Consider the following 25,413-nt stretch of genomic DNA (forward strand, 5'->3'; position numbering starts at 1 on the left):
TTGCCCCTTCTAAGGAGAGCCCGATGTCCGATAACCGCGTCTATAGCTACTCCGCCGTGTTGATGGGCTCGCCCATCCTGCTCAAACTCTGTTCCCACGATGAGGCGATGGCCTCCCGCGTTTTCCAGCTTATCAAGCGCTACGAAGACCTGCTTACCGTTAACCGCGCCGAGTCGCAGGTGATGGATATCAACCATGCCGCCGGGCGTCATCCGGTCACCGTTAGCCGACCGGTCTTTCAGCTGATCCAGTGCGCCAAAGCAGCCAGCATGGTGCGCGACAGCGCCTTTAACCTCGCCATCGGCCCGCTGGTGAAGCTGTGGCGAATTGGTTTTCACGGGCACAGCGTGCCTGACGCGGCTGATATCAGAGCCCGACTGGCGCTGACCCGCCCACAGGAGGTGATCCTTGATGAGGCAACCTGCAGCGTGTTTCTGCAACAGCCGGGGATGGAGCTGGATCTCGGGGCGATCGCCAAAGGCTATATCGCTGACCGCGTGCGCGATTTTCTCCGTCAGCAGCAGGTGGAGAAGGCGCTGATCAACCTCGGCGGCAATGTGCATACCCTCGGCGAATGGGCCATTGGCCTGAAAAAACCATTTGCCGACGCGCAGGCGCTGATCGGTTCCCTGACGGTCAACGGGCAATCGGTAGTCACCTCCGGGACCTACGAGCGCTATTTCGAACAGGATGGCAAACGCTGGCACCATATTCTCGACCCGCGCAGCGGTTATCCGCTGGACAACGAACTCGACAGCGTGACGGTCATTTCCGCGGATTCTTTAGACGGCGACATCTGGACCACGCTGCTGTTCGGCCTCGGCGTGGAGAAGGGCTGCGCAGCGCTGCGTCAGCGGCAGGATATCGACGCGATTTTCGTTACCAAAAATCGCGACATTATTCTCTCATCGCCGCAGCGGCTGCGTTTTGCGTCGCTGGACAGCGGCTATCGGGTTATTGACTGTACTGCTTAAGCAAACTGTACTGTTCGGCGACCAGGCGGTAGCGATAGACCGGCCGCCCGGTAGCGCCGTAGTGGATAGTGGTATAGAGAATATTGATCTGCGCCAGCCAAATCAGATATTTGCGGCAGGAAACGCGGGAGATATTCACCGCCGCCGCCAGCTCATCGGTAGAGAATTCGACATCCGGATGGGCGTCAATCCACTGGCAGAGTGTGCGCAGCGTTTGCGCGGTTAACCCTTTAGGCAGCTTGCGCGCGTCGCTGGCCTCCGGCGCGCCGCCGTGCAGCAGGCGGTCGACATCGGCCTGTTCGTAATAGGGCTGGCCGGTTATTAGTTTGCGCTTCTCCCGCCAGGTGGTGAGCGCCTCTTCAAAGCGCGGAAACTGGAAGGGTTTAATCAGGTAATCGACCACCCCGTAATGCATCGCGGTCTGTACCGTGGCGGCATCCGCCGCCGAGGTAATCATGATAACGTCGATGGCGCGCCCCGACTCGCGGATGGTTGGCAGGAGATCGAGCCCGCTGTCCTGCTGCATGTAGACATCCAGCAGCACCAGATCGATCTCCTGCTGCGGATCGTTAATCATCTCCTGGGCCTGACTGAGCGTCGAAGCGCTCGCGCTGCAACGAAAGCCGGGAACCCTTGCCACGTACAGGCGATTCAGTTCGGCCACCATGGCATCATCGTCAACAATTAAAACATTTATCACGCAGGTTTCCTTTTACTATCCCAGGGGAGATGAACAAAAAATTGGGTAAATACGCCGGGTTCCGATTCGACGGCGAGGGTGCCGCCGAGCTCGCGCAACTGCTGGTTAGCAAGAAACAGCCCGACGCCGCGATTCTCGCCTTTGGTGGAGAAGCCTTTGTTAAAGATAGCGTCGATGTTGTTCTCCGGGATCCCCGGCCCATCGTCGCTCACTTCACCGCTTAGCCAGCCGTCCTGGTAGTGCAGCAGCAGGCCGATCTCACCCTCCGCCTGGCCGCTCATGGCGTCCAGCGCGTTCTCAATAAGGTTGCCCAGCACCGTCACCAGCACCGTGACCTGTTTCTCGTTCGGACAATCCGGCACCAGGCTCTCCTCCGCCAGCGTCAGGGTAAAGCCGCACTCTGTGGCGCGCTGAATTTTACTTATCAGGAAGCCGGCCACCACCGGGGATTTAATGCGGTGCTGAATGTCGCCGATGTCCGCCTGGTAGCGGTGGGCGGTCTGCAGCACGTATTCCTCGAGTTTGCCGTAGCTTTTCATATTCAGCAGACCGAGGATCACGTGCAATTTATTCATAAACTCATGGGAGGTGGTGCGCAGGGCATCCACATAGCTCATCATGCCGTCCAGTCGCTGCAGCAATTGGCTGACCTCAGTTTTATCGCGGAAGGTACAGATGGCGCCGACCACCGCACCCTGGCTGCGAATGGGCACTGTATTGCCGATCAGCAGCAGACCATTGCACCCCAGTTCGCGGTCGTACATTGGCTCGCCGCTCTGCAGTACGGTCTGCAGATCGTCGAGCAGGGGGCTGTGAACGAGAGTCTTATCCGGGCCGGAAAAGAGGATCTCTTCCGCCGCGGAGTTGATGAGATTTACCTCGCCATGGGCATCGACCGCCACCACCCCCTCCTTGAGGGCGTGAAGCATGGCCTGACGCTGCTGAAACTGGGTGGATATTTCGTGCGGCTCCAGCCCCAGCAGCACGCGCTTCAGGCCGCGAACCAGGCTCCAGGTGCCCAGCGCGCAGACCAGCGCGCTGAACAGGATGGTCAGCAGCACGTCCCAACGGCTGTTGGCGATCTGTTCGTCCACTTTACTCAGTGAAATGCCGACCACCACCACGCCGATTTGCTGATGCCGTTCGTTGAACACCGGCGTAAACACCCGTAGCGCCGGGGCCAGCACCCCGTGGTTGATGGCGACATTCTCTTTTCCCTGCAGCGTCGGCTGAATATCGTGGCCGATGAACGGTTTGCCGATGATTGAGCTGTCCGGATGCGAATAGCGAATACCCTGCATATCGGTGACGATAGCGTACAACAGGTCGTTGCGGCGGGTAATGGCCTGCGCCAGCGGCTGAATGATCTGCTGCTGCGGGGGCGCCTCCAGTCCGCGCTTCACCTGCGGCATATCGGCCATGGTGCGCGCCACCGCCAGCGCGGTCTCTTTCAGACCGTCGCGGGTGGCGTTGCTGATCTGCATATACCACAAGGCATACACCAGCAGCAGCACGGCGCCGATGACGCTGCCGATCATCAAGGACACGGCGGTGCTCAGCTTTAACGGTAAGGCGCGTTGGCGAACGCGAGGCGGGTGCTCTGAAGCCTTCATGACGACCCCGGGTAGATTCAGTGAAAGATTATTATCGCCGATAGCGCGGCATACATAAAGCCGTGTAATCAAAGCAAAAGGCCGCTTTTGCTACGGCAGACTCCTCCTGCGCGCGGTACACTGCGGCTTTTCGCCACAGGCTTAAGGGAGACACTATGGAACTGGCTTTTCTGGTCCGGGATATCCTCCGGCAGCGGCACGTTGAACGTCTGGCGCAGCATCGTGAACAGGATAATGAAGCGGAAGCAGAGTGGGAGATCGCCCGCTGGCGGCATCGCAGCGGGGTGGTGATCCAGCGCCGCTATGAGCTCGAGATCGCGCAGCAGGATAGCGCATCCTGCCCGGAGTGCTGGATTGACTGGCAGGTTATCGACGCCGCCGGCCAGGAGATCAACCCGATGCGCAAACAGTTTTATAACCTTTGCCAGCAATCCTTCTGGCTGGCTATGCAGGCGGGTGGTGAAGATGAGACCTCAGACAGAATTGCTCAGATAACCGACAATCACCCGTAAACGCGCGTTGGGGACGGTAAACTGTGACCCCGACGGCGGTAAAGCGCAGAACATTCCACTTATAGTGGCGGCAGAGGTTAAATAGTCCTGATGAATATAAGGATATGCATCAGGCCGCTGATTTTGCCGAGATGCGCTTTTTCTGTCGTAAATGGAGGTTGTTATGAGCAGTTCGCTAACCGCGTCAATGCAGGCTCGTCGTCACCCGGAGACCACCCACATCGATCGCCTCGCCACCGCCGATATGCTGGCGATGCTGCATCAGGATGATAAGCAGATATCGGAGGCGGTCGGCGCCTGTCTGCCGGATATCGCCCGGCTGATTGATATCGCCACCGCGACGATAAGCCGGGGAGGGCGCCTGGTCATTATTGGCGCCGGCGCTTCGGGCCGGACGACCATTGAGGCGGTCAGCGACTATTCGCCGGAAGGTAAACACGCGCTGGTGGGGCTGATTGCTGGTGGGCAGACGGCGGCGATGGCCGAGCGGGAGACTGCGGCGAATAATTATGACCTGGGCGCCTTTGAGCTGCAGTCGCTGGACTTCAGCAACCGCGATATGCTGCTGGCGCTGACCGTCAGCGGCAAGACGCCATGGGTGTGGGGGGCGATGCGCCACGCCTGGTCGCTGGGCGCCCCGATAGCGGTCATCACCCAGCAGCCGACCAGCGAGGCGGCGCAGCTGGCGGATATCATTATTGCTCCGCAGACCGGGCCGGAGGCGGTGGCGGGGTTAGCCAATCCGAAGGCTCAGTTGGCCCAGAGGCAGATCGTCAATATGCTGACAACCGGACTCGCCATCCGTGACGGTCGGGTGTACAGCAATTTGCGGGTGGACGTGCAGGCTGACAATTCGCACTGGGCGGAGCGGCAGATAGCGATTGTGATGGCGGCCACCGATTGCACGCGCAGTGAAGCAAAGGCCGCCCTGGCCAGCTGTCATCAGCACTGCCGCACCGCGATCCTGATGCTGCTCAGCGGGCTTGACGCCTGGCACGCGCGGGAGCTGCTAACCAAACATCACGATCATCTGCGTCTCGCCCTGCGTGAAGCCCAGCGTAGCGCTGTCACTCCCGCCCAGTAATCCCTTCTCTGCCAGGCGCGCGATGAGCATGCGCGCCTGGACTTTTGTAATTAAAGAAATTCTTAACTTTTATTTTACCCGGCAATAGATATTGAATTTTCGACCTTATTTTTTTATCCGTCTTCGCTCTATTTTTAAAATTGATTTTTTAAGTTAAATAACTGTTTGGTTTAAAATGCGAGAGTGTAAATGATATTTTAAAATAAAGTAAAAGTGCGTTAATATGCTGCCTCTTATGACCGTGTGCTACGTGATAATTCTATTATGCCTGCAATGAAAAAACGATTATTTCCTTAACCGCATTAGCGATGTTGGTCAGCGCGGCGACGCATGCTGAAGCGGATACCTCGAAAAAAACCGACTTCCTGCTGATTGGCGGCGGGATCATGAGCGCCTCGCTCGGCACCTGGCTGCAGGCGCTGCAGCCGGACTGGGATCTGACCATGGTGGAGAAACTGGACGGCGTGGCGCTGGAGTCTTCCAACGGCTGGAATAATGCCGGTACTGGCCACTCGGCGAATATGGAGCTGAACTATACGCCGGAGCGGGCGGACGGGTCGATTGACGTCAGCAAAGCGCTCGATATTAACGAGCAATTTATGATTTCCCGTCAGTTCTGGTCGGCACAGGTGAAACGCGGTATTTTGCACGATCCGCACTCGTTTATTAATTCCACGCCGCATATGAGCTTCGTCTGGGGTGATAATGTGGATTATCTGCAGAAGCGTTATAACGCGCTGCAGCAGACCACCTTATTCCAGGGGATGAAATTCTCCACCGATCACGCGCAAATTAAACAGTGGGCGCCGCTGGTGATGGAAGGCCGCGATCCGCAGCAGAAAGTGGCAGCCACCTGGACGCCGGTGGGTACCGATGTCAACTACGGCGAAATCACTCGCCAGCTGATCGGCAGCCTGAAGAAAAATAACCACTTCACCCTGCAGACCTCCTCTGAGGTAACGGATTTCAAACGTAATGCCGACAACTCCTGGCACGTAACGATTAAGAATGTGCAGAGCGGGGAAGCGCAGACTATTGACGCCAAATACGTCTTTATCGGCGCCGGCGGCGGCGCGTTGAAGCTGCTGCAAAAAACCGGTATTCCGGAAGCGGACAACTATGCCGGCTTCCCGGTGGGCGGCTCGTTCCTGATGACCGAGATCCCGGCGGTCACTGCGCAGCACCTGGAGAAAGTGTATGGCCAGGCTTCAGTCGGCGCGCCGCCGATGTCGGTGCCGCACCTTGATGCACGTTACCTCGACGGTAAGCGCGTGGTGCTGTTCGGGCCATTCGCCACCTTCTCGACCAAGTTCCTGAAAAATGGTTCGTTCTTCGATCTGCTCAGCACTACCACCACCAATAACGTGCTGCCGATGACCCACGTCGGTCTCGACAACTTCGATCTGGTGAAATACCTGGTTAGCCAGGTGATGCTCAGCGATGATGACCGTTTCGCTGCGCTGAAAGAGTACTACCCGGACGCGCGTAAAGAAGACTGGAAACTGATCCAGGCCGGCCAGCGCGTCCAGATCATCAAGAAAGACGCAGAGAAGGGCGGCGTGCTGAAGCTCGGTACCGAAGTGGTGGTCGATCAGCAGAAAACCATTTCCGCGCTGCTCGGCGCGTCGCCGGGCGCTTCCACCGCCGCGCCGATCACCCTGAACGTGCTCAAGCAGATGTTCCCGCAGCAGTTTAACTCGCCGGAGTGGCAGAGCCGCATTCACGCTATTGTGCCGAGCTACGGCCAGAAGCTGAACGGTAACGTGGCGCTGACCCAGCAGGTTTGGGATGACACCGCTGCGACCCTGCAGCTGACGAAACCGCCGGTGATCCAGATGCCAGCGGCTGCGCCTACCGCGACCGCCAAGCCGGCAGAGACGCCGCGCGAGGCCTCGCCGCAGCACGATATGGCACTGTAAAAGCAAACTCGACAGTGAACAAAAGGGAAGACCATGGTCTTCCCTTTTTGCGTTATTTACCGGCTGAGGCCGCGCGCTGCCTGCAACTTTGGCGTCATAAAAGATATACTGGTTTGAATTGAAATAAGAAAATTAAACCAGGAGTGTGGAAGGGCCATGCAAGAGGATATTAACCAGGAGATCACCTTCCGCAAGCTGTCGGTCTTTATGATGTTTATGGCGAAAGGTAATATCGCCAGAACCGCCGAAGCGATGAAACTCAGCAGCGTCAGCGTTCACCGCGCGCTGCATACCCTGGAAGAGGGGGTGGGCTGCCCGCTGTTTGTCCACAAAGGGCGCAACCTGCTGCCGCTGCAGGCGGCGTGGACGCTGCTTGAATACTGCCAGGATGTGATAAGTCTGATGAACCGCGGGCTCGAGGCGACGCGCAAGGTTGCAGGCGTCGGTCAGGGGCGGTTGCGCATCGGTACCCTCTATTCTCTGACCCTGGAAACCGTTCCGCGCATCATTATGGGGATGAAGCTGCGTCGCCCGGAGCTGGAGCTGGACCTGACGATGGGTTCAAATCAGATGCTGCTGGATATGCTGGAAGACGATGCCCTCGATGCCATCCTGATCGCCACCAACGAAGGGGAGTTCAATAATACCGCTTTCGACGTGGTGCCGCTGTTTGAGGACGATATTTTTCTCGCCGCCCCGGCGACCGAACGGCTGGATGCCTCACGGCTCGCCGATCTGCGCGATTACGCCGACCGCAAGTTTGTTTCGCTGGCGGAGGGGTTCGCCACCTATGCCGGATTCCGGGAAGCATTCCACATCGCCGGCTTCGAGCCGGAGATCGTCACCCGGGTGAATGATATTTTCTCGATGATTAGCCTGGTGCAGGCTGGCGTCGGTTTTGCCCTGCTGCCGGGGCGGATGAAGAAAGTGTATGAGAAGGATGTACAGCTGCTAAAGCTGGCGGAACCCTACCAGATGCGCCAGCTGATCTCTATCGTCTATTCGCACCATCGCGAACGCGATGCCGACCTGCTGGCGCTGGCAGCGGAAGGACGGATGTACGCCCGCAGTATTAATCGCTAAGCCGCTGCGCCAGATGGCGGGCGACGTCCAGGCCGCTGCGCTCCAGCGCAATGGTCTCCCCGCGCCAGCCCGCCTGGCGGGTCAGGCAGGTGAGCACCCCCCCGGGGGGCATCTCAATGGCTAAGCGCGCATCGCGCTCATCGGCGGCGACCATCGCCTCCTGCCAGTGGACCGGGCGCGCCATGTTCATCGCCAGATCGTCGGCGATCCGCTGCGGATCCCACAGCACGCGCGCCGTCGAGCCGCTTAAATAGGCGCACCGTGGGCGCCTTAAGCTGGCGCCGGCAAAAGCTTTCGCCAGCTCAGCGGCGGGTTTATCCAGCAGCGCGCAGTGCGACGGCACGCTGACCGCCAGCCGCTGGGCTTTACTGGCGCCAGCCCGCAGCGCCAGCTGCGCCACCTCGGCCATTGCCTCATCACGGCCCGCAATCACGAACTGCGTTTCGGCGTTCAGGTTGGCGAGATAAACCTCGTGGCCCTGCATCAGCGCCTCAACCCGCGGGCGGGTCAGGCCCATAATCGCCGTCAGTCCGTAACCTTCAGGATACGCCTGTTCCATTAAGTCCCCGCGCAGGGCCACCAGCCGCAACGCGCTGGCGAAATCGAGCGCGCCGGCAATCACCGCGGCCGGAAACGCGCCGATGGACAGGCCGCTGACCATCTGCGGATCCACGCCCTGACGCTGTAGCTCGCGCGCCCAGGCGACACCGGCGATCAGCAGACAGAGCTGGACCGCACGGGTGTGTTGTAGCGCATCGGCGCTATCGAGAGTAGCGACTTCATCCCCCAGCACGGCGCGCGCCTGGGTGAGGATTGCCTCGCGATCGGGGATCATCGCCAGCATGCCGGGACGCTGGCCGCCCTGACCGGGAAAGGTAAATAAAATCTTCATTATTCCTCCCTGTGCCACGGCGTCGCGGTTAAGCGCGCGCCGCGGGACGTTTTCAGCAGCGCGCGCCCGTCGCGCAGCCATTCATTAAGGGCGAAGGCGCCGTACGGCGTTTCGACCTGGGTATCAGCGCGGCATGGGAGTTGGGCCACCCGGGTCTGCCATTCCAGCAGCGCCTCGCGGTCCAACGGCTGTGGCGCGCGGATCAGCAGATCCAGATCGCTGGCCGCATGCAGCACCGGGATCTCGGTTGCCAGCGCGTAGCCGGTACTGCCGGTGACGCCCCAGCCCCAGGGCCAGCGGTGTAAGGTGAGGGCGATAGCCCCCTGGACCGGCGGCTGCGAGACAAAAGGCGAATGGAGTAAGACCTCACGATCAACAAGCATCTCCGGGGTGACGCTGCGCACGATATTGCGCGCCTGTACCCAGCCGGCGGCGCGCTGCTCGCGCTTCATGCCCCGCACCCCAACCGGGACGCGGGCCTGGTCGTCAACGTCGCGCCTCACCACCACCGGCAGCGCGGCTCGCCACTGCTGAGCCACCCACGGCTCGGCAATATCTTCCAGGGCGCTGGCGTGGTTTAACCAAACTAGATCATGGGGACGCGGCGTTGCTGACATGGTTTACAGTCCTGAAGTCAAAGAGATAAACAGCGGTAGCGACAGGATACACAGAACCGAGCTCAACAGCAGCACGGCTTCAGCATCCGGAGACTGGACGCCGAAGCGGTTGCCGAAGACCACGCCAAAGAAGCCGGCGGCCAGGGCAATCATCAGGATCGCGGTAATGGCGATAGAACCGTGCAGCCCAAGTAACATCACCAGACCCCAGGCAATAAACGGCTGCACCAGCAGTTTCACGATGGTTGATGTAGCGATCAGCGCATTGAGCTGCAGTTTACGCGCCGACAGGATCACCCCGGTGAGGAACAGCGCGGCGGCGGTGGCGGCCAGGCCCAGCGGTTTGATCGACGCCAGCAGCAGGTCCGGCATTTTAATGCCGATCGCGGAAAGCACCACCCCAAGCAGCGGGCCCCAGACGATCGGTTTTTTCACCGAACGCCACATCAGCACCGGCAGCATCGCCAGCGTAGAACCGCTGTTTTCTCCCGCGGCGCGGGCTTTTTCACGTTCCAGAATCAGCAGGCAGAACGGGGTCATCAGCACCGAGCCGCAGGCGATAGAGACCGCTACCGACAGTGAGGTTGACGCGCCTTCACCCAGCACGCTGCCGAGGATCGGCAGACCTAACGCGGCATAGTTTGGCAGGGCGACGGTGAGGGTCAGCACCGCGGCATCCTGCGGCGTGCGTTTGAACACGCTGGTGGCGAGGAAGTAGATCGCGGCATAGGTGATCCACATCGCGCCGGTCAACACCAGCACCAGCGGCGACTGGGCGACGATCCCGGCCCACGGCGTTTGTACCGTCGCGCTAAACAGCGTGGCGGGTAAGGCAAAATCCATTACAAAAATATTAAGCAGCGAGACGTTTTTGTTATCTACCATCCCGGCCTTACCGGCCCAGAAGCCCAGCAGCATGATAACGAAAATCGGGGCAAGAGCATGAATAATCACATAAGTCATAAATCACCTGTAAATAAGATAGAGTACTGGCGCGATTGTTATTTTTTCTAAAAGCCGTCCCTACCCGGCGCGGTTATTACGCGCTCCGGGGGACGGCTTCCGGCAGGTTTTCTTCTACTACTTACGTACGAACGTCTTACCAGCTGGCGCGCATGCGATCGCGAACCAGTTGCGAGCTGCGGCGGTTTTCCGCGCCCAGGCGGCACTTCAGTGAGGCATCGGTGCGCGCATCAGCGATGGCGTCGCGCAGCGTGTTGCTGACCAACGACAGATCGTGATCGTCAGGGGCATCCGGATTATTAATATCCAGCAGGGCGGAGAGCAGGCCGAGCGTCGCATAGTTGCTGACGTCGTAGGCCATTGGCGGAATGGTAGCCGCCAGTTTCTCCAGCGCCTCTACGGTACGCAGCGTAATGCGCGCCGCCGATTCTTTCCCCATCGCGTGGACCAGCACGCCGCTATCGTTAAAGGCGATCAGGCGGTTGGCCTGGTAGCCGTGGGCCAGAAACGCCCCGGACATCGCTTTGCCGACGATCAGGCCAATTACCGGGTGGCCGGCCAAACGGGCTTTGGCATAAGCGCCAGCCGCCCCGGCCAGCGCCTGGTGAATGCCGAAAGCTTCTTCGCGGCGGCCATAGGCCTGGCTTGGCACATCGATCACGGCGACGATCGGCCGTTTGACTGGCTGGTCGGCGTCGGCGGCGATGGTTTCATTAACCACTTTCGCCAGCGTCCAGCCTTCCAGCAGGCCGACTTCGCCGCCGGCGGCGCGCGGGTAGTGGTTGTTAGCATCCGGGACCACGGCGATAAAACGCACGTTTTCGCCATTAATCTGGCCGTCTGCCACCTGGACGGAAGGGCACAGGCCGCTCATCAGCGGCACGTCGGGCGCCAGTTTGTTCAGCCACAGCGCGGCGCGGTTTGGGAACTGACTCATTATTTATCCTCCCGGGCAAAAAGCTGTTTAATCTGCGCGGTATCCGCCTGCTGGCGGGTGTCGAACTGGCTCAAGCGACGCAGATAATCGTCATAGTTGTCGCTGCGGTGCTGTACCGGTACGCCTTTGGCGATCGCCTCATTCATTGCGGTTTTAACGGCGTTAACGCCATCGTTAACCAGCGCGTCGACCAGTCCGCTGGCGGCGCGAATTTCGCCGCCGGTCATGCTCCAGATAAACGGCCGGTTGCGGGAGTCGTACTCTTCAATGCCGGCTTCCTGCTCGATAACCTGCGGGCCGTTGAGACCGAGACGGGCTTCACGAGTGACGATAAGGTAACTGCACAGCGCGGCGGCGATAGACATACCGCCAAAGCAGCCGACGGTGCCGGCGATGATGCCGACCACTGGGGTGTAGCGGCGCAGGTCGACAATCGCGGCGTGAATATCGGCGATGGCGGCCAGACCGAGGTTGGCCTCCTGCAGACGTACGCCGCCGGTTTCGAGGCACAGCACCGCCTGCGTCGGGATACCGTTGCGGTTATCTTCCGCCGCCAGCTCCAGCGCGGCGGCCATTTTGGCGCCGGACACTTCGCCCATACTGCCGCCCTGGAAGGTGCCCTCGATGGCAATCACCACCGCAGGCTGGCCGTTGATCGTGCCTTTGGCGACCACCATACCGTCATCGGATTGCGGGACGATGCCCTGGGCGCCGAGCCACGGCGACATAATACCGTCAAACGGATCCAGCAGTTCGCGGCAGCTGCCGTCGTCCAGCAGGGCGTGGGCGCGTTCGCGAGCGCGCAGTTCGATAAAGCTGCGATCGTTACGCATGAGCGGCCTCCTCAAAAACCTGTTCAATACGAATACGGGCGACGCCCGGCGTGGCGCCGAAGTCGTGGATAATCAACTGCCCGGCGGGCAGGCCGTTGATCAGGTTCAACCTGTCGAACAGCGCCTGCCAGCGCGCCTGGCTGTTATCCACTGAGGTGATGATCTGTACGTTGAGCGTGGCGCTCTGTGCGGCGGTATAAAGTACTTCCATATCGCCTGAACCCACGACTCCTGCCAGCGCTCGGCCGCTCAGGGCGCGGCTGGCAGGAAATGACAATGTAATCTGTTCCATAACATCCTCTGAATGCGTTAGCCGGCAACTCTGTCGAGAAACAGGGTGGCGGCAAGGAGATCGGCGGCGCCTCCCGGCGAGGCGTTTAGCGCCAGCATGATTGCGTCCAGGCGGGCCAGGGCGGCGCGCCCGGCGAAACTGGCGCAACCGCCAGCCGCCAGCACCTCACAAGCGCCTTGCTGCATGGCCTGCAGCCCGGCCATACCGGCGCGCGACAGCACGCAGGTATCGCTCAGCGAGGTCATGATGGCCATCAGCGCATCAAGCTGCGCCTGCGGCTCACTGGCGCCTCGCGCCCGGCTGTGCTGCAGTTGCGGCAGCGCCAGGCGGGTGATATGCGGGAAACCACACTGCGCTTCCTCGCGGGCGCCTGGCACCTGCCAGCGGCGGCTGGCGCGAAGCCCTTTACTAAAGCTTTTCGGCGCGAAGCCGTCGGGCAGGCGGGCGAGGGCGGCGGCGGCGTCGGCGATCGCCTGTGACTGACCCTCTCCACCCAACATCGCCACCGCGCTGACCAGCAGGCCTAGCGCCCAGATAGCGCCGCGGTGGGTGTTAACCCCACCCGTCGCCAGCATCATCTGCGCTTCGCCTTCGCGGCCAAGGCGGCCGACGGTTTCGCGCAGCGCGATGTCCGCCGGGCGACGCCAGCTTTGCTCGGCCAGCGCGTGAAAGGTCGGCTGCAGGCTGCGGGCGGAGCGCTCCATCAGCGCCAGATTCAGGTCCTGATGCGCGCCGTTGCCGCGGCTATCCACCAGACCCGGTTTCGGGCTCAGACGGGCTTCGTCAATCAGACAGGCGCTGGCGGTATGCGCCAGCCAGCTGACGCGGCTTTCTGCGTGCAGGGGGGAGAGATTTTTCATTACCAGCTCCGGAATTTTGCCGGTGGGTTGTACAGTCCGTCGGACCACTCCACCAGCTCGGCGACGCTGCCGGCGGCCAGCAGGGAGCGGGTGGCATCGCTGCGGCGAATCCCGAGATCTTCCGGGTAGACCACTTTGCCGCTCTGACGCAGCGCGGCGACGCGTTTGGCGTCCACACCAAGGCCGATATCGGTGATCCCGGCCACCGCGGCGACCATCGCCCGGCGCTCTTCAAGGCTCTCCGCACGGTACAGGTAGGCGATACCCTCTTCGGTCAGGACGTGGGTGACGTCATCACCATAAATCATCACCGGCGCCAGCGGCATGCCGGAGGTTTTCGCCACCTCAACTGCATCCAGCGTCTCAACGAAGGTTGGTTTCACGCCGGCCTGGAAGGTTTCGACCATCTGCACCACCAGCTTTTTCCCGCGCTGCATCGGGTCCGGCTCGGTGATCATATTGAGCCATGCCGGGGTGGCGTGGCGGCGACCGTGCGGGTCGTGGCCCATGTTCGGCGCGCCGCCGAAGCCGGAAAGACGGCCGCGGGTGACGGTCGAGGAGTTAGCCAGACCATCCACCTGCAGGGTTGAACCAATGAACATATCTACCGCGTACTGGCCCGCCAGCTGGCAGAAGGCGCGGTTAGAGCGCATCGAGCCATCCGGGCCGGTAAAGAAGATATCCGGGCGGGCGCGGATGTACTCTTCCATCCCCAGTTCGCCGCCGAAGCAGTGCACGCTCTCCACCCAGCCGCTCTCGATGGCCGGGATTAAGGTTGGATGCGGATTCAGGGTCCAGTGTTTACAGATTTTGCCTTTCAGGCCGAGCTGCTCGCCATAGGTCGGCAACAGCAACTCGATGGCGGCGGTATTAAAGCCGATACCGTGGTTAAGCGACTGCACCTGATGTTCCGCATAGATGCCCTTGATCGCCATCATCGCCATCAGTATGTGTTCTTGCTTAATCAGGCGCGGATCGCGGGTGAAGAGCGGTTCGATAAAGAACGGCTTGTCGGCAACCACCACGTAATCGATCCACGAGCCGGGAATATCGACGCGCGGCAGATCGCATTCGTCGTCCACCAGTTCGTTGACCTGGGCTATCACAATGCCGTCGTGGAAGGCGGCGGCTTCCACCAGCGCCGGGGTATCTTCGGTACTCGGTCCGGTATACAGGTTGCCTTTGCGGTCAGCTTTATAGCCGGCAATCAGCGCGACGTTTGGCGACAGATCGACGTACAGGCGCGAGTAGAGTTCAATATAGGTGTGGATGGCGCCGATTTCGAGCAGGCCATCTTCCAGTAGTTGCGAAATGCGCAGGCTCTGGGTGCCGGAGAAAGAGAAATCCAGCTTGCGGGCAATACCTTTTTCAAACAGGTCCAGATGCTCGCTGCGCCCGACGCTGGGCATAATCATATGCAGGTCGTGGATTTTTTGCGGATTAACTTCCGCCAGCATGCGCGAGAGGAAATCGGCCTGTTTCTGGTTGTTGCCTTCCAGCACAACCCGGTCGCCGGGGGCGAGCAGGTTTTCCAGTACGCTGACCAACTGGTCAGTCGGGATGACCTTACCTGGCATGTTCGCCTCGGCCAGCCGCCGCTGTTTTTCCGTTTGGCGACGGTTCCAGACCCGCCCCGTCGTTTGTTCGGCATTCATTAATAACCTCCTGATTCGACAAATCGTTTTGTTTGTCCTGGTGGAGATTTGTGTGCGACGCGAGGCTATGAGCATCAATTAAGCGCGGTGGCCGATCGTTAGCATCAGAGTAACGATTCCGCCGCAACGTTTGTGATGCGGATCAATAATACATAAGGCGTAGTGGTCTACGGAGAGAGTGTAGGGCAGGGAGCAGGCCGGCGAAGCGCCGGCCTGCGGAAGGACTACTGTTTACTAACATCGCTTAATAAGAAAGCGATACTCTGCCCGCCGCTGGTCTGCTCGAGGGCAATTTTGACGATAATCGTCAACGGCACCGAGAGCAGCATGCCAACCGGACCCAGCAACCATCCCCAGAAGATTAAGGACAGGAATACCACCAGCGTCGAGAGGCCCAGCCCGCGTCCCATGATACGAGGTTCGAGAATATTGCCGAATACCAGGTTGACGATCAGGTAGCCGGCCAGCACTACCAGCGCCTCGTACAGACCACCGAACACCAGCACCTGCAGGATCGGCGGAATGGCCGCCAGCACGGAACCGATATTGGGAATATAGTTAAGCGCGAAGGCCAGTAGCCCCCACATAAAGGCGAAGCGCACATCCAGCAGCACCAGCATGCCCCAGACCACCAGGCCGGTGATCAGGCTTATCGCAGTTTTCAGCACCAGATAATGCGATACGCTGTCGATGGCCCGCTGGATGGCGCCCATGCCTTCTACTGGTCTGGACATTAACTGCTGCAGCTTAGCGGGAAGCTGCGGCACCTCCAGCAGCATAAACACCACCGTCAGCAGCAGCAGAAAAATGGAGGACATGGCGTTCGACAGCTGAGTGAGCAGGCTGGTGACCAGGGTCATTACGGCGTTAGGGTCGATGTACTTATTGAGCTCGACCACCGAAACGGTGAATCCCATACGCTGCAGCCAGGGCGCGATGGTTTGCATCGGCTCATAGAGATAGTTGCGATACTGCGGCAGGGTGCGCGCCAGCTCGTTGAGCGAGGTCCCCAGCGAGGCCAGCAGCACAATGGCTAACATAACAATCAGGCCAATCAGTAGCGAGATCGCCAGCACGCGCGGCACCCGGCAGCGGACCAGGAGCTGGACCAGAGGATTGATGATCACCGCCAGAAAAAGCGCCAGGATAAACGGGACGATTATGTCCGCCGCAAAGCGAATGCCGGTAAGGATGATCACCAGCATGCCCAACATGATGACCATCTTTAATCCGTTAAGTGTAATAATGGGTTTAGCCATAGGATCCCGACCTCAAACTTCCTTGCCTATTAACAGGTTGCGTTACATTAGCATAATGACGCTTTTTTGCAGAACAAACGCATTGAAGAAAAACCGCGGCGTAAAGAATTGCAAAGTCTTTGAATTAAATGTAGCACTATGCTACAAATCTACCTGTGTTTAACTACTGAGGACAATTTTCATCCGCACCGGACGAGAAGCAACACCGCGGATAATTGTAATTTTATGGACAATCAGTTCAGGATGTATATTTTAAATCACCCCGCAGTATCCCTCACTTTTTCCCGTTTTGCCGGCGAACAGCACTGGCATTCGGCGCTATAGTCACCTTCTTTCTGCCTGAGCTGGCGCCAAGCGCACAGCGATATCTACGTCAGAAATTTTCCTGTTTACGTCTCGCGTAAACGGTAATGGATTATATTCTCAAGCAGGAGAAGGGATCATGTTTTATTGGATTTTATTAGCTTTAGCAATTATTGCTGAAATTACCGGCACCTTGTCTATGAAATGGGCAAGCGTGAGCGGCGGGCACACCGGCTTTATTTTAATGCTGGCCATGATTGCCCTGTCATATATTTTTCTTGCCTTTGCGGTTAAAAAGATTGCCCTCGGTGTGGCCTATGCGTTGTGGGAAGGGATCGGTATTTTACTGATTACCCTGTTCAGCGTGCTGCTGTTTGATGAGAGTCTGTCCCTGCTGAAAATAGCCGGCTTGACCACCCTGGTGATAGGGATCGTCTTAATTAAGTCCGGCACCCAGAAAAAAGCGTCTTCCAAGCAGGAGGTGGCCCATGCAGCAGTTTGAGTGGATCCACGCCGCCTGGCTGGCAATCGCCATTGTGCTGGAAATTATTGCCAACGTCTTTTTGAAGTTTTCCGACGGCTTCCGCCGCAAGATCTACGGCATCCTGTCCCTGGCGGCAGTATTGGGCGCGTTCAGCGCCCTGTCGCAGGCGGTTAAAGGGATCGATCTCTCGGTCGCCTATGCGCTGTGGGGCGGCTTCGGTATCGCGGCGACCATCGCCGCCGGCTGGGTGCTGTTTGGTCAGCGTCTGAATAACAAAGGCTGGGCGGGGGTTATCCTGCTGGTAGCCGGCATGGTGTTAATTAAACTCGCCTGACGTCTCGCCGCCTGCAAAGCCAGGCGGCAAACGGAAACTTCCTTCACGCCTGGCCCCGCTGTAATTGTGTCAGGTGACGCTGAGGGCTGCGCAGGTTCACTGCTTTCGGCTGGCGGAAAATCATTTCCGCCAGGACGATGTCAATAATGATATTCTTCATCGGCCTCGGTCCATTACTCACCGGCAAGCGCCTCCAGCTTATCGCGAAAGCCAGTCACCGCAATGGCGCGATTGTCCGCCCGCCAGCGATCCTGCGGGCCGGGGGCCGAACTCTGCACGGCGATCACCTGCCAGCCGTCCTCCGTTTTCAGCAGCAGCGGCGAGCCGCTGTCGCCAGGCAGGGTGTCACACTGATGCGACAGTACGCTGGTTTGCGCCCACCCTGTCACGATGCAATCCTGGTGGCTGTAAAGATTATCGAGATGATCTTCAGGATAGCCAGACTGGGTAACTTTACGGTCCGCCGCCTTCAGCGCGGCGGTGAGATCGGCCTTGCTGCCCGGAAAGAGCGGGATCGGCGTAATGCCAGACGGAGCATAGCGCAGCACGATCAGACCAAAATCGGACGGCGCTGCAGCGGAAGGGACAATCCAGCCGTCGCCATCGGCTTTCAGGCGTCTGCCTAAGCTGGGATCGACTCGCCCGTCAATGCCGTGGATCTCATAGACCCAGTTGCCCTTGCGGGAAATAAAGCGCAGGGCGACCGCTTTGTCCGGCTTGCCGCGCGGGGGCGTTAACAGACAGTGGCCCGCGGTCAGCGCCAGATGCGGAGAGATGAGCGTCGCCGTACACAGATTGCCGCTGGCGGTTTCCAGCTGGCCAATCGCGTCCCACGGACTCTCCTCGGGGCGGTTCACCGCTTTGCGGTCATCGTGACCGAAAAACAACGTCTTAATATCTTTGGCGCTCAGTCCGCTATCATCGGCATGTGCGCCCAGAGGTAACAGATAAAATGAACACAGTAATAACAGAACGTCTCTACGCATATCACTCTCTGGGGAGGCTATGATGTCTATTGACAGTAGCAGGAGATTTAAGTTTTTGAAAGTAAACAATAATTCTAAACAGGCCAAACCGTATACCACATCAGCGCGCGGTGGGGTCTGGCGCTGGTAAAACCTCCTGATTTCAAGCGGTTAATACCAGTGTTCTGCTTGTGCTATTTCCTCAGAAAGTGGCGTCTTGCGCAACAAGATTCATGTATCAGAACGTACTGAATTCGGTTAATAATGCAGCAATTCATCCGTGGGATTATTCCTGGTTTGTCAGCATAATGCCCAAAAATAATACTTTTACCCACCAGAACTTCACCGGAATTCGCACTTCTTTACGCCTCTCGTAATTATTTTCAATGCGAAACATTTTCTCACTGAAAACGTTGTTACCGTCGCCCTGCCGTTGAGTAAATAGAGAGGTAGTACCGGCGATGATAGCCTGAACTCTATTTCCCCTGCGTTCGGAGGGCTTATGTCTAAAAAAGGTATTCGCGCACTGGTTTATGTTTCCCTGGTCTCAGTCGCTATCTGGGGCGCGACCGGCTATCTGGTGATGGAAGCCGTGCGTGCATTGTGATGGGCGCGCCACCCGGCAAGGGCCAGGCGTGCGACATATTACGACTAACATGTCTGGCGTCTTCTGGCGCCGGACTTTTTTTTGCGCCGCAGAGAGTCACAGGATAATGGGACGCGGGGAGCGGGTCAGCGATAGCCGCACGGTATTCATTTTAATGAAAAGCTGGTAGAAGCAGCAAAATGCGAGCGCGGGATAAATAATTAAGAGAGGAAAAAACGGGTTGCAACCACTGCGCATATAATTAGCAGGATCAGGATGAGCTCAAAACGATAGCGCCGCAGCATAGTGCTCTCCAGAAAAAACGGCGCTGAAACAGCGCCGATTATTAAGAAGGTTGGTTCGCCGGGAGGAATTATGCTGCCGGCTGTGCAGTCGGTTTAGCGGCCTGGTGTTTAGTGGTTTTGTGGTGTTTTTTCGCTGCCTGCGCTTTCTGGGCTGCCGGTTTAGCCGCAGCTTTGTGATGCTTTTTCGCCGCCTGAGCTTTCTGCGGAGCAGCTGGTTTAGCTGCTACTTTTTTGTGTTTTTTAGCGGCCTGGGCTTTCTGAGCAGCGGCTGGTTTAGCTTCTGCTTTTTTGTGTTTTTTGGCAGCCTGAGCTTTCTGCTCTGCGGCCGGTTTTGCCGCGGCTTTGTGGTGTTTTTTGTGATGGGTGGTCTTGGCAGCCGTGCTGTGGGTGGCAGCCGGAGCCTGAGTGGTGCTTACTGCGTCAGCAGCGAAAGCGGCGGAAGAGAGACCCATAGCAGCGGCAACGACCAGAGCTAATACTTTTTTCATTCTGATATCCTCGAAAAGTTTTCTTAATTTCAACCCCACTGCGGGGCCGGTGAAATCACTATATGCTTGTCTTTTCGAGCTTTCCGTGAGTGTTTGGTATCGGCGTGTAACCGAATGTACAAGGCGGGAACGACAGGACGCGCCGGGTAGCCCGGCGCGTATGATTACAGGTAGCGAGTGGTCAGGTGCTCGCGGAAGTAGCGGCTATTAAGATCCTCACCGGTGGCCTGCTGAATCAACTGCGAGGTGGTGAAGCGGCTGCCATGCTGCCAGATATTCTGCCGCAGCCAGTCGAACAGGGCGCTGAAATCGCCTTCCTCAATATCGCGATCTAATGTCGGCAGCGCGCGGCGGGCCGCGGCCATCAACTGCGCGGCATACATCGCGCCCAGGGTATAGGAAGGGAAATAGCCGAATCCGCCGTCGGTCCAGTGAATATCCTGCATGCAACCATCCCGATAGTTGCCGGTGGTCGACAGCCCCAGCCAGTGCTGCATTTTCTCGTCCCACAGCGACGGGATATCATCTACCTCAATCTCGCCGTCGATCAGCGCACGTTCAATTTCATAACGCAGGATGACATGCGCCGGGTAGCTCACCTCATCGGCATCGACGCGAATAAAGCCGGGTTTCACCTGCTGATTCCAGGCGACAAAATTGTCCTGGCTAAAGGCCGGCCGATCGCCAAACCGCTCGCGCACCGCCGGTAACAGGCGGTTAAGAAACCGCTCGCTGCGTCCCAGCTGCATTTCAAAAAACAGGCTCTGCGACTCGTGGATAGCGGTGGAGCGGGCGAGTCCTACGGGCTGGTCGACCCACGGGCGAGGTAGATTCTGCTCGTAGCGGGCGTGGCCGGTTTCGTGGATCACGCCGAACAGAGCGCTGAGCAGGTCGTTTTCGTTGTAGCGGGTGGTGATGCGCACATCCTGGGGTACGCCGCCGCAGAACGGGTGGGCGCTGATGTCGAGGCGCCCGCCGTCGAAGTCAAAGCCAAGGATACGCATCGCCTGCAGGCCCAGCTCCCGTTGTTCAGCAATGGGGAAAGGCCCCTGCGGGGCGATTAGCGTCTGCTTCGCCTGCTTCTCCACCGCCTGGCTAAGCAGGGAAGGTAGCCACGATTTGAGATCGGCGAACAGGCTGTCCAGCCGCGCGCTGGTCATATCCGGTTCGAAAATATCCAGCAGCGCGTCGTAACGTGAGCCGCCCCTGGCATCGGCGCGGATCTGCGCTTCCTGACGGCTCAGTCTGACCACCTCGCGTAGGTTGTCGGCAAAGCCCGTCCAGTCATTGGCGGGACGCTGGCTGCGCCAGGCATGCTCGCAGCGGCTGCCGGCCAGCGATTTTGCTTCCACCAGGCTCTCCGGCAGCAGCGCCGCCTGATCGTACTGACGCTGCATTTCCCGCAGGTTGGCCTGTTCAACATCATTAAGATCCTGCTGGCGGGCCTCCTGTAACCATTGTCCCACTTTTTTTATCGGTCAGGATCTGATGCTGCAGCACGCCGAGCTCGGCCAGCGCTTCGCCGCGGGCGACGCTCCCGCCCGGGGGCATCATCGCGAACATATCCCAGCCGGCGATGGCGGCGAGATGCGAAAAGCGCGACAGGCGCTGAAAGGTACGGGTAAGCTGCTGATAAGGCGTATTTTCAGTCATAGTGGCGTTCGGTCCGTGACAGGTGAATAAAGAGATTATCGCTTTGCCTCTACACTATCCTGATACGCCCGGCGGGTCGAGCGTTGCGCACAGGGGAAGGGAAAGACACATGGCGGGAGAATAAGCTCCCCTCTGTGATCGGTGTGACAGAAAACGGTAACATATCGGTACTAAACTGTGATCGATTACACAGGTCTGGAGGTTCGGGGGTGGTTTATGAATCCGTTCACCTGGCTGTTTATTGCACTACTGTCCGTTGATGCCGTCAGAGAGCTGATGGGCTTGTCTTCCATAATGGGCTTGTGGTGAAACGTGGCCCGCAGGCCACGTCACACGCGACTATTTCAGTCGCTGATGTAAGCAGGTGCCGGTCAACAGCGCGGCAAGGAGCAGCAGCGCGATAAACCCACCGACGCCGTTCCAGCCGTAGTGATGCCAGAATACCCCGCCTAACGTCCCGGCAAGACTTGAACCCAAATAATAGCTGAACAAATACAGCGATGACGCCTGACCGCGGGCGCGGCGGGCGCGTGGGCCAATCCAGCTGCTGGCGACGGAATGCGCGGCGAAGAAGCCAGCGGAAAACAGCAGCATGCCGATGAAAATAAGCCACAGGGAAGAAAAGAGCGTCAGCAGCAGGCCGCAGAGCATCACCGCTGTAAAGCCAAGCATCACCGGCCCGCGGCCAAAGCGTACGGTCATGGCCCCTGCCTTCGGTGAACTCCAGGTCCCGGTGAGATAAGCTACCGACAGCAGGCCTACCACCGCCTGGCTTAACGACCACGGCGACATCATCAGCCGGTAGCCAATATAGTTAAACAGGGTGACAAAAGCGCCCATCAGCAGAAAACCTTCGATGAACAGCAGCGGCAGGCCACGGTCGCGCCAGTGCAGACGGAAGTTAATCAGCAGCGTTTTCGGTCGCAGCGAGGTCGGGCGGAAATGGCGCGACTCGGGCAGGATACGCCAGAACATAATCGCGGCGGCCAGCGCAAAGCCGCTGATCGCCGCCAGCGCCACGCGCCAGCCGAAGAAATCGGTAAAGACCCCGGTCAGCAAGCGGCCGCTCATGCCGCCGATGGAGTTGCCGCTGATATAGAGTCCCATCGAAAAGGCGACGAAACTGGGGTGGATCTCCTCGCTCAGATAGGTCATGCCGACCGCCGCTACGCCGCTCAGCGACAGGCCGATGAGAGCGCGCATAATCAGGATGCCGTGCCAGCTGGTCATCATAGTCGATAACAGTGAACAGCAGGCGGCCAGCAGCAGGGCGGTGACCATCACCGGCTTGCGGCCTATAGCGTCCGACAGCGGGCCGGTAAACAGCAAGCCCACCGCCAACATCGCCGTGGAAATTGAAAGCGAAATACTGCTGCTGGCCGGCGACACGCCAAACTCGTTCGACAGCACCGGCAGGATCGGCTGCACACAGTAGAGCAGGGCAAAGGTGGCCAGACCGGCGGAGAACAGCGCGAGAGTGACGCGCATAAACTGCGGGGTGCCACGCTTAATAAACGGATCCGGGCGGGATGCACCAGCGACGCTGACCTCGCCCGCCGGCACGGTGTCAACGGTTGTTGTACGACTCACAGAGAATTCCTTGCGTAGAAGTTGCTGCTTACCAACAGAGTGTTGTGACCATTCAGCTCACATTTTTAGGGTATGAAAATGTAAATATTCTGTCTAATATATTAATAATCTCAAATAAGACGTTTTAAATATGAATATCGAGTTGCGTCATTTGCGCTACTTTGTCGCCGTCGCTGAGGAGCTACATTTTGGCCGCGCCGCGGCGCGACTGAACATCTCTCAACCACCGCTAAGCCAGCAGATTCAGATCCTTGAGCAGCAGACCGGCGCTCGCCTGTTTGCCCGTACCAACCGCAGCGTCAGCCTGACGGCGGCCGGAAAGCAGTTTCTCGCCGATAGCCGACAAATCCTCGCCCAGGTGGATGAGGCGGCTGCTCGCGCCGCCCGTCTACACCATGGCGAAACGGGTGAGCTGCGCATCGGCTTTACCTCCTCGGCCCCTTTTATTAAGGCCGTCTCCGATACGCTATCGATGTTTCGCCAACGCCTTCCGGATGTGCATATTCTCACCCGCGAGACTAACACCCGCGAACAGATAGTGCCCCTGAGCGAAGGGGCTCTGGATTTGGGGCTGCTGCGCAATACTCAACTGCCGGACACCCTGGCGTGGGAGCGGGTTCTGCGCGAGCCGCTGTTGGCGATGGTCCCGGCGAATCACCCGCTGGCCCGCCAGCCCTCGGTCAGCCTGGCGGCGCTGGCGCGCGAGCCCTTCGTCTTTTTCGACCCGCACGTCGGCACTGGCCTGTATGACGACATCCTCGGCTTGCTGCGCCGCTACGGCCACACGCCGAAGATTGCCCAGGAGGTGGGGGAGGCAATGACGATTATTGGTCTGGTGGCCGCCGGCCTGGGGGTATCGATCCTCCCGGCCTCCTTTCAGCGCGTCCAGCTCAGTGAAATGCGCTGGCTGCCGATCGACGAACAGGATGCGGTATCGGAGATGTGGCTGGTGTGGTCTAAACACCATGAGCAAGGGGCACTGGCAAAACGCTTTCGTGAGGCGCTGCTCTCCTGGAAAAGCGAGCATAATTGAGGCGAAAAGGGGCTGGAAATGTGCGGTAAATCACAAGGCTAAGTAAAAATTTGACGTTCACCGTCGAAGTGCTTCACCATAGCCGAAAGTTTATTTCGAAGCGCGAAAATAAGGGAGTCAATGGTGGTAGCGGATAGTCAACCAGGCCATATCGATCAAATAAAGCAGACCAATGCGGGCGCCGTGTATCGCCTGATTGATCAGCTCGGCCCGGTATCGCGTATCGACCTTTCCCGATTTGCGCAACTGGCGCCGGCCAGCATCACCAAAATCGTCCGCGAAATGCTGGAAGCGCATCTGGTTCAGGAGACCGAGATCCAGGAGCCCGGCAGCCGCGGCCGCCCGGCGGTGGGGCTGATGGTGGAGACCGAGGCATGGCACTATCTGGCGGTGCGCATCAGCCGCGGTGAGATCCATCTTTCGCTGCGTGATTTAAGCAGTCAGCTGGTGGTGGAGGATCAGCTGGAGCTGGCGCTCACCGACAGCACGCCGTTTCTGACGCGCGTTATCGACCATATTGATCGCTTCTTTATTCGCCATCAAAAGAAGCTGGAACGCCTTACCTCCATCGCCATGACGATGCCCGGTATTATCGATACCGAAAATGGCATTATTCATCGCATGCCGTTTTATGAGGATGTTAAAGATGTCCCGCTCGGCGAAGCGCTGGCCAATCATACCGGGGTGCCAGTCTATATTCAGCATGACATCAGCGCCTGGACTATGGCGGAATCTTTGTTTGGCGCCTCGCGCGGCGCCCGGGACGTCATTCAGGTGGTCATCGATCATAACGTCGGCGCCGGGGTGATCACCGATGGGCGCCTGCTGCACGCCGGCAGCAGCAGCCTGGTGGAGATTGGCCATACCCAGGTCGATCCCTACGGCAAACGCTGTTACTGCGGCAATCATGGTTGTCTGGAGACGATTGCCAGCGTAGAAAGCGTGCTGGAGCTGGCGCAGATGCGCATGGCGCAGTCGATGAGCTCGCTGCTGCACCAGCGTCCGCTGAGCGTGGAGTGGCTTTGTCAGGCGGCGCTGCAGGGCGATTTGTTAGCCCGGGACATCATCAGCGGCGTGGGTAATCACGTTGGGCGGATTCTGGCGATCATGGTCAATCTGTTTAATCCGCAGAAAATTCTGATTGGCTCGCCGTTCAATCTGGCGGCAGAAATTCTTTTTCCGGCAATTTCCAGCTGTATTCGGCAACAATCTCTCCCAGCCTATAGCCGGCATATTACCGTTGAAAGTACTCAGTTCTCCAACCGCGGAACGATGGCTGGCGCGGCGCTGGTCAAAGATGCGCTCTATAACGGATCCTTACTCATACGACTGTTACAGGGTTAACATTTTTTCATAGTCACACCAAAAATTGCGCTATCTCAAGCTGACCTCAGACGGCTTCACGTAGACTTTGCCCACCGTTGATTATTTCTCTCCCGTATATTTCATCGACAAAACTGTGGGGTTAGTGATGTTTAA

At 58.6% G+C, this 25,413-nt stretch carries 28 protein-coding genes and 1 other annotated feature; of the genes, 11 read left to right on the forward strand and 17 right to left on the reverse strand.

Annotation, left to right across the window (positions count from 1 at the left end; all coding sequences use genetic code 11):
• Window positions 1-23: 23 nt before the first annotated feature.
• Complete coding sequence (locus tag KPHS_24580) at window positions 24-974, forward strand: putative thiamine biosynthesis lipoprotein (protein YP_005226758.1); 951 nt, start codon at window positions 24-26, stop codon at window positions 972-974.
• Here the strand turns inward: KPHS_24580 and KPHS_24590 are convergent.
• Together KPHS_24590 and KPHS_24600 are read right to left on the reverse strand one after the other, a co-directional pair.
• Complete coding sequence (locus KPHS_24590) at window positions 955-1,674, reverse strand: two-component system response regulator for C4-dicarboxylate regulation of anaerobic fumurate respiratory system (protein ID YP_005226759.1); 720 nt, start codon at window positions 1,672-1,674, stop codon at window positions 955-957. The genes KPHS_24580 and KPHS_24590 overlap by 20 nt on opposite strands.
• Complete coding sequence (locus tag KPHS_24600; RefSeq protein YP_005226760.1) at window positions 1,671-3,212, reverse strand: sensory histidine kinase DcuS; 1,542 nt, start codon at window positions 3,210-3,212, stop codon at window positions 1,671-1,673. Before KPHS_24600 ends, KPHS_24590 begins: the two co-directional genes overlap by 4 nt.
• A 230-nt stretch (window positions 3,213-3,442) precedes the next feature.
• Between KPHS_24600 and KPHS_24610 the strand changes: the two genes are divergently transcribed.
• The 4 genes from KPHS_24610 (at window position 3,443) to KPHS_24640 (ending at window position 7,885) form a co-directional block, all read left to right on the forward strand.
• Window positions 3,443-3,799, forward strand: a complete 357-nt coding sequence (locus KPHS_24610) for a hypothetical protein (protein ID YP_005226761.1) — start codon at window positions 3,443-3,445, stop codon at window positions 3,797-3,799.
• A 163-nt stretch (window positions 3,800-3,962) separates the two neighbouring features.
• Entirely contained in the window at window positions 3,963-4,883 is a 921-nt protein-coding gene (locus tag KPHS_24620) for an N-acetylmuramic acid 6-phosphate etherase (protein YP_005226762.1), read from the forward strand.
• A 308-nt stretch (window positions 4,884-5,191) separates the two neighbouring features.
• Window positions 5,192-6,802 (forward strand): malate:quinone oxidoreductase, encoded by a 1,611-nt coding sequence (locus KPHS_24630; RefSeq protein ID YP_005226763.1) that lies wholly within the window; start codon window positions 5,192-5,194, stop codon window positions 6,800-6,802.
• Window positions 6,803-6,958: 156 nt separating this feature from the next.
• Window positions 6,959-7,885 (forward strand): LysR family regulatory protein, encoded by a 927-nt coding sequence (locus KPHS_24640; protein YP_005226764.1) that lies wholly within the window; start codon window positions 6,959-6,961, stop codon window positions 7,883-7,885.
• Here KPHS_24640 and KPHS_24650 read toward each other — a convergent pair.
• From KPHS_24650 to KPHS_24730, 9 genes are all read right to left on the reverse strand, one after another.
• Entirely contained in the window at window positions 7,875-8,777 is a 903-nt protein-coding gene (locus KPHS_24650) for an acyl carrier protein S-malonyltransferase (RefSeq protein ID YP_005226765.1), read from the reverse strand. The two genes, KPHS_24640 and KPHS_24650, sit on opposite strands and share 11 nt — an antisense overlap.
• Entirely contained in the window at window positions 8,777-9,394 is a 618-nt protein-coding gene (locus KPHS_24660) for a phosphoribosyl-dephospho-CoA transferase (RefSeq protein YP_005226766.1), read from the reverse strand. Before KPHS_24660 ends, KPHS_24650 begins: the two co-directional genes overlap by 1 nt.
• Window positions 9,395-9,397: 3 nt before the next feature.
• Entirely contained in the window at window positions 9,398-10,357 is a 960-nt protein-coding gene (locus KPHS_24670) for an auxin efflux carrier (RefSeq protein YP_005226767.1), read from the reverse strand.
• 136 nt (window positions 10,358-10,493) lie between these two features.
• Window positions 10,494-11,294, reverse strand: a complete 801-nt coding sequence (locus tag KPHS_24680) for an MdcE (protein YP_005226768.1) — start codon at window positions 11,292-11,294, stop codon at window positions 10,494-10,496.
• A complete protein-coding gene (locus KPHS_24690; RefSeq protein YP_005226769.1) occupies window positions 11,294-12,127 on the reverse strand; it encodes a malonate decarboxylase in 834 nt (277 codons plus the stop codon). The genes KPHS_24680 and KPHS_24690 overlap by 1 nt, the downstream gene beginning before the upstream one ends.
• Entirely contained in the window at window positions 12,120-12,419 is a 300-nt protein-coding gene (locus KPHS_24700; protein YP_005226770.1) for a malonate decarboxylase subunit delta, read from the reverse strand. Before KPHS_24700 ends, KPHS_24690 begins: the two co-directional genes overlap by 8 nt.
• A 17-nt stretch (window positions 12,420-12,436) precedes the next feature.
• Entirely contained in the window at window positions 12,437-13,279 is an 843-nt protein-coding gene (locus KPHS_24710) for a triphosphoribosyl-dephospho-CoA transferase (RefSeq protein ID YP_005226771.1), read from the reverse strand.
• Window positions 13,279-14,934 carry a bifunctional putative acetyl-CoA:acetoacetyl-CoA transferase: alpha subunit/beta subunit gene (locus KPHS_24720; RefSeq protein YP_005226772.1) on the reverse strand — a complete coding sequence of 552 codons (1,656 nt, stop codon included), beginning with the start codon at window positions 14,932-14,934 and terminating at the stop codon, window positions 13,279-13,281. Before KPHS_24720 ends, KPHS_24710 begins: the two co-directional genes overlap by 1 nt.
• A gap of 224 nt (window positions 14,935-15,158) precedes the next feature.
• A complete protein-coding gene (locus tag KPHS_24730; RefSeq protein ID YP_005226773.1) occupies window positions 15,159-16,157 on the reverse strand; it encodes a putative transport protein in 999 nt (332 codons plus the stop codon).
• A 478-nt stretch (window positions 16,158-16,635) separates the two neighbouring features.
• On the opposite strand from KPHS_24730, the gene KPHS_24740 reads away from it, so the two are divergent.
• Entirely contained in the window at window positions 16,636-16,998 is a 363-nt protein-coding gene (locus KPHS_24740) for a multidrug efflux system protein MdtJ (protein YP_005226774.1), read from the forward strand.
• Window positions 16,985-17,314, forward strand: a complete 330-nt coding sequence (locus KPHS_24750) for a multidrug efflux system protein MdtI (protein YP_005226775.1) — start codon at window positions 16,985-16,987, stop codon at window positions 17,312-17,314. The genes KPHS_24740 and KPHS_24750 overlap by 14 nt, the downstream gene beginning before the upstream one ends.
• A 43-nt stretch (window positions 17,315-17,357) precedes the next feature.
• On the opposite strand, the gene KPHS_24760 is transcribed toward KPHS_24750, so the two are convergent.
• On the reverse strand, window positions 17,358-17,474 hold the full coding sequence (locus KPHS_24760) for a hypothetical protein (RefSeq protein YP_005226776.1): 117 nt from the start codon (window positions 17,472-17,474) through the stop codon (window positions 17,358-17,360).
• A gap of 13 nt (window positions 17,475-17,487) precedes the next feature.
• Entirely contained in the window at window positions 17,488-18,300 is an 813-nt protein-coding gene (locus KPHS_24770; protein YP_005226777.1) for a serine protease, read from the reverse strand.
• Between the two features lie 212 nt (window positions 18,301-18,512).
• Between KPHS_24770 and KPHS_24780 the strand changes: the two genes are divergently transcribed.
• Window positions 18,513-18,656, forward strand: coding sequence for a hypothetical protein (locus tag KPHS_24780; RefSeq protein ID YP_005226778.1), 144 nt, complete (start codon window positions 18,513-18,515; stop codon window positions 18,654-18,656).
• 279 nt (window positions 18,657-18,935) lie between these two features.
• Window positions 18,936-19,055 carry a hypothetical protein gene (locus tag KPHS_24790; RefSeq protein ID YP_005226779.1) on the forward strand — a complete coding sequence of 40 codons (120 nt, stop codon included), beginning with the start codon at window positions 18,936-18,938 and terminating at the stop codon, window positions 19,053-19,055.
• Between the two features lie 183 nt (window positions 19,056-19,238).
• Here KPHS_24790 and KPHS_24800 read toward each other — a convergent pair whose 3' ends face one another.
• The 4 genes from KPHS_24800 to KPHS_24830 form a co-directional block, all read right to left on the reverse strand.
• Window positions 19,239-19,658, reverse strand: a complete 420-nt coding sequence (locus KPHS_24800) for an acid resistance repetitive basic protein Asr (RefSeq protein ID YP_005226780.1) — start codon at window positions 19,656-19,658, stop codon at window positions 19,239-19,241.
• A gap of 164 nt (window positions 19,659-19,822) precedes the next feature.
• A complete protein-coding gene (locus tag KPHS_24810) occupies window positions 19,823-21,124 on the reverse strand; it encodes a putative Zn-dependent carboxypeptidase (RefSeq protein ID YP_005226781.1) in 1,302 nt (433 codons plus the stop codon).
• Window positions 19,823-21,311 (reverse strand) — a sequence feature (potential frameshift: common BLAST hit: gi|238894592|ref|YP_002919326.1| putative Zn-dependent carboxypeptidase). Its footprint overlaps the gene before it by 1,302 nt.
• Window positions 21,084-21,311, reverse strand: coding sequence for a thermostable carboxypeptidase 1 (locus KPHS_24820; RefSeq protein ID YP_005226782.1), 228 nt, complete (start codon window positions 21,309-21,311; stop codon window positions 21,084-21,086). (Overlaps the previous feature by 228 nt.) The genes KPHS_24810 and KPHS_24820 overlap by 41 nt, the downstream gene beginning before the upstream one ends.
• Window positions 21,312-21,650: 339 nt before the next feature.
• Complete coding sequence (locus tag KPHS_24830) at window positions 21,651-22,901, reverse strand: putative transport protein (protein ID YP_005226783.1); 1,251 nt, start codon at window positions 22,899-22,901, stop codon at window positions 21,651-21,653.
• A gap of 130 nt (window positions 22,902-23,031) precedes the next feature.
• Here KPHS_24830 and KPHS_24840 point away from each other — a divergent pair, with 130 nt between their 5' ends.
• Complete coding sequence (locus KPHS_24840; protein YP_005226784.1) at window positions 23,032-23,934, forward strand: LysR family transcriptional regulator; 903 nt, start codon at window positions 23,032-23,034, stop codon at window positions 23,932-23,934.
• 120 nt (window positions 23,935-24,054) lie between these two features.
• Window positions 24,055-25,278: a putative NAGC-like transcriptional regulator gene (locus KPHS_24850; protein ID YP_005226785.1), complete on the forward strand. Its 1,224-nt coding sequence runs from the start codon at window positions 24,055-24,057 to the stop codon at window positions 25,276-25,278.
• The last annotated feature ends 135 nt before the right edge of the window (window positions 25,279-25,413 follow it).

Source organism: Klebsiella pneumoniae subsp. pneumoniae HS11286, from assembly GCF_000240185.1.
GTDB classification, from domain to species: Bacteria; Pseudomonadota; Gammaproteobacteria; order Enterobacterales; family Enterobacteriaceae; genus Klebsiella; species Klebsiella pneumoniae.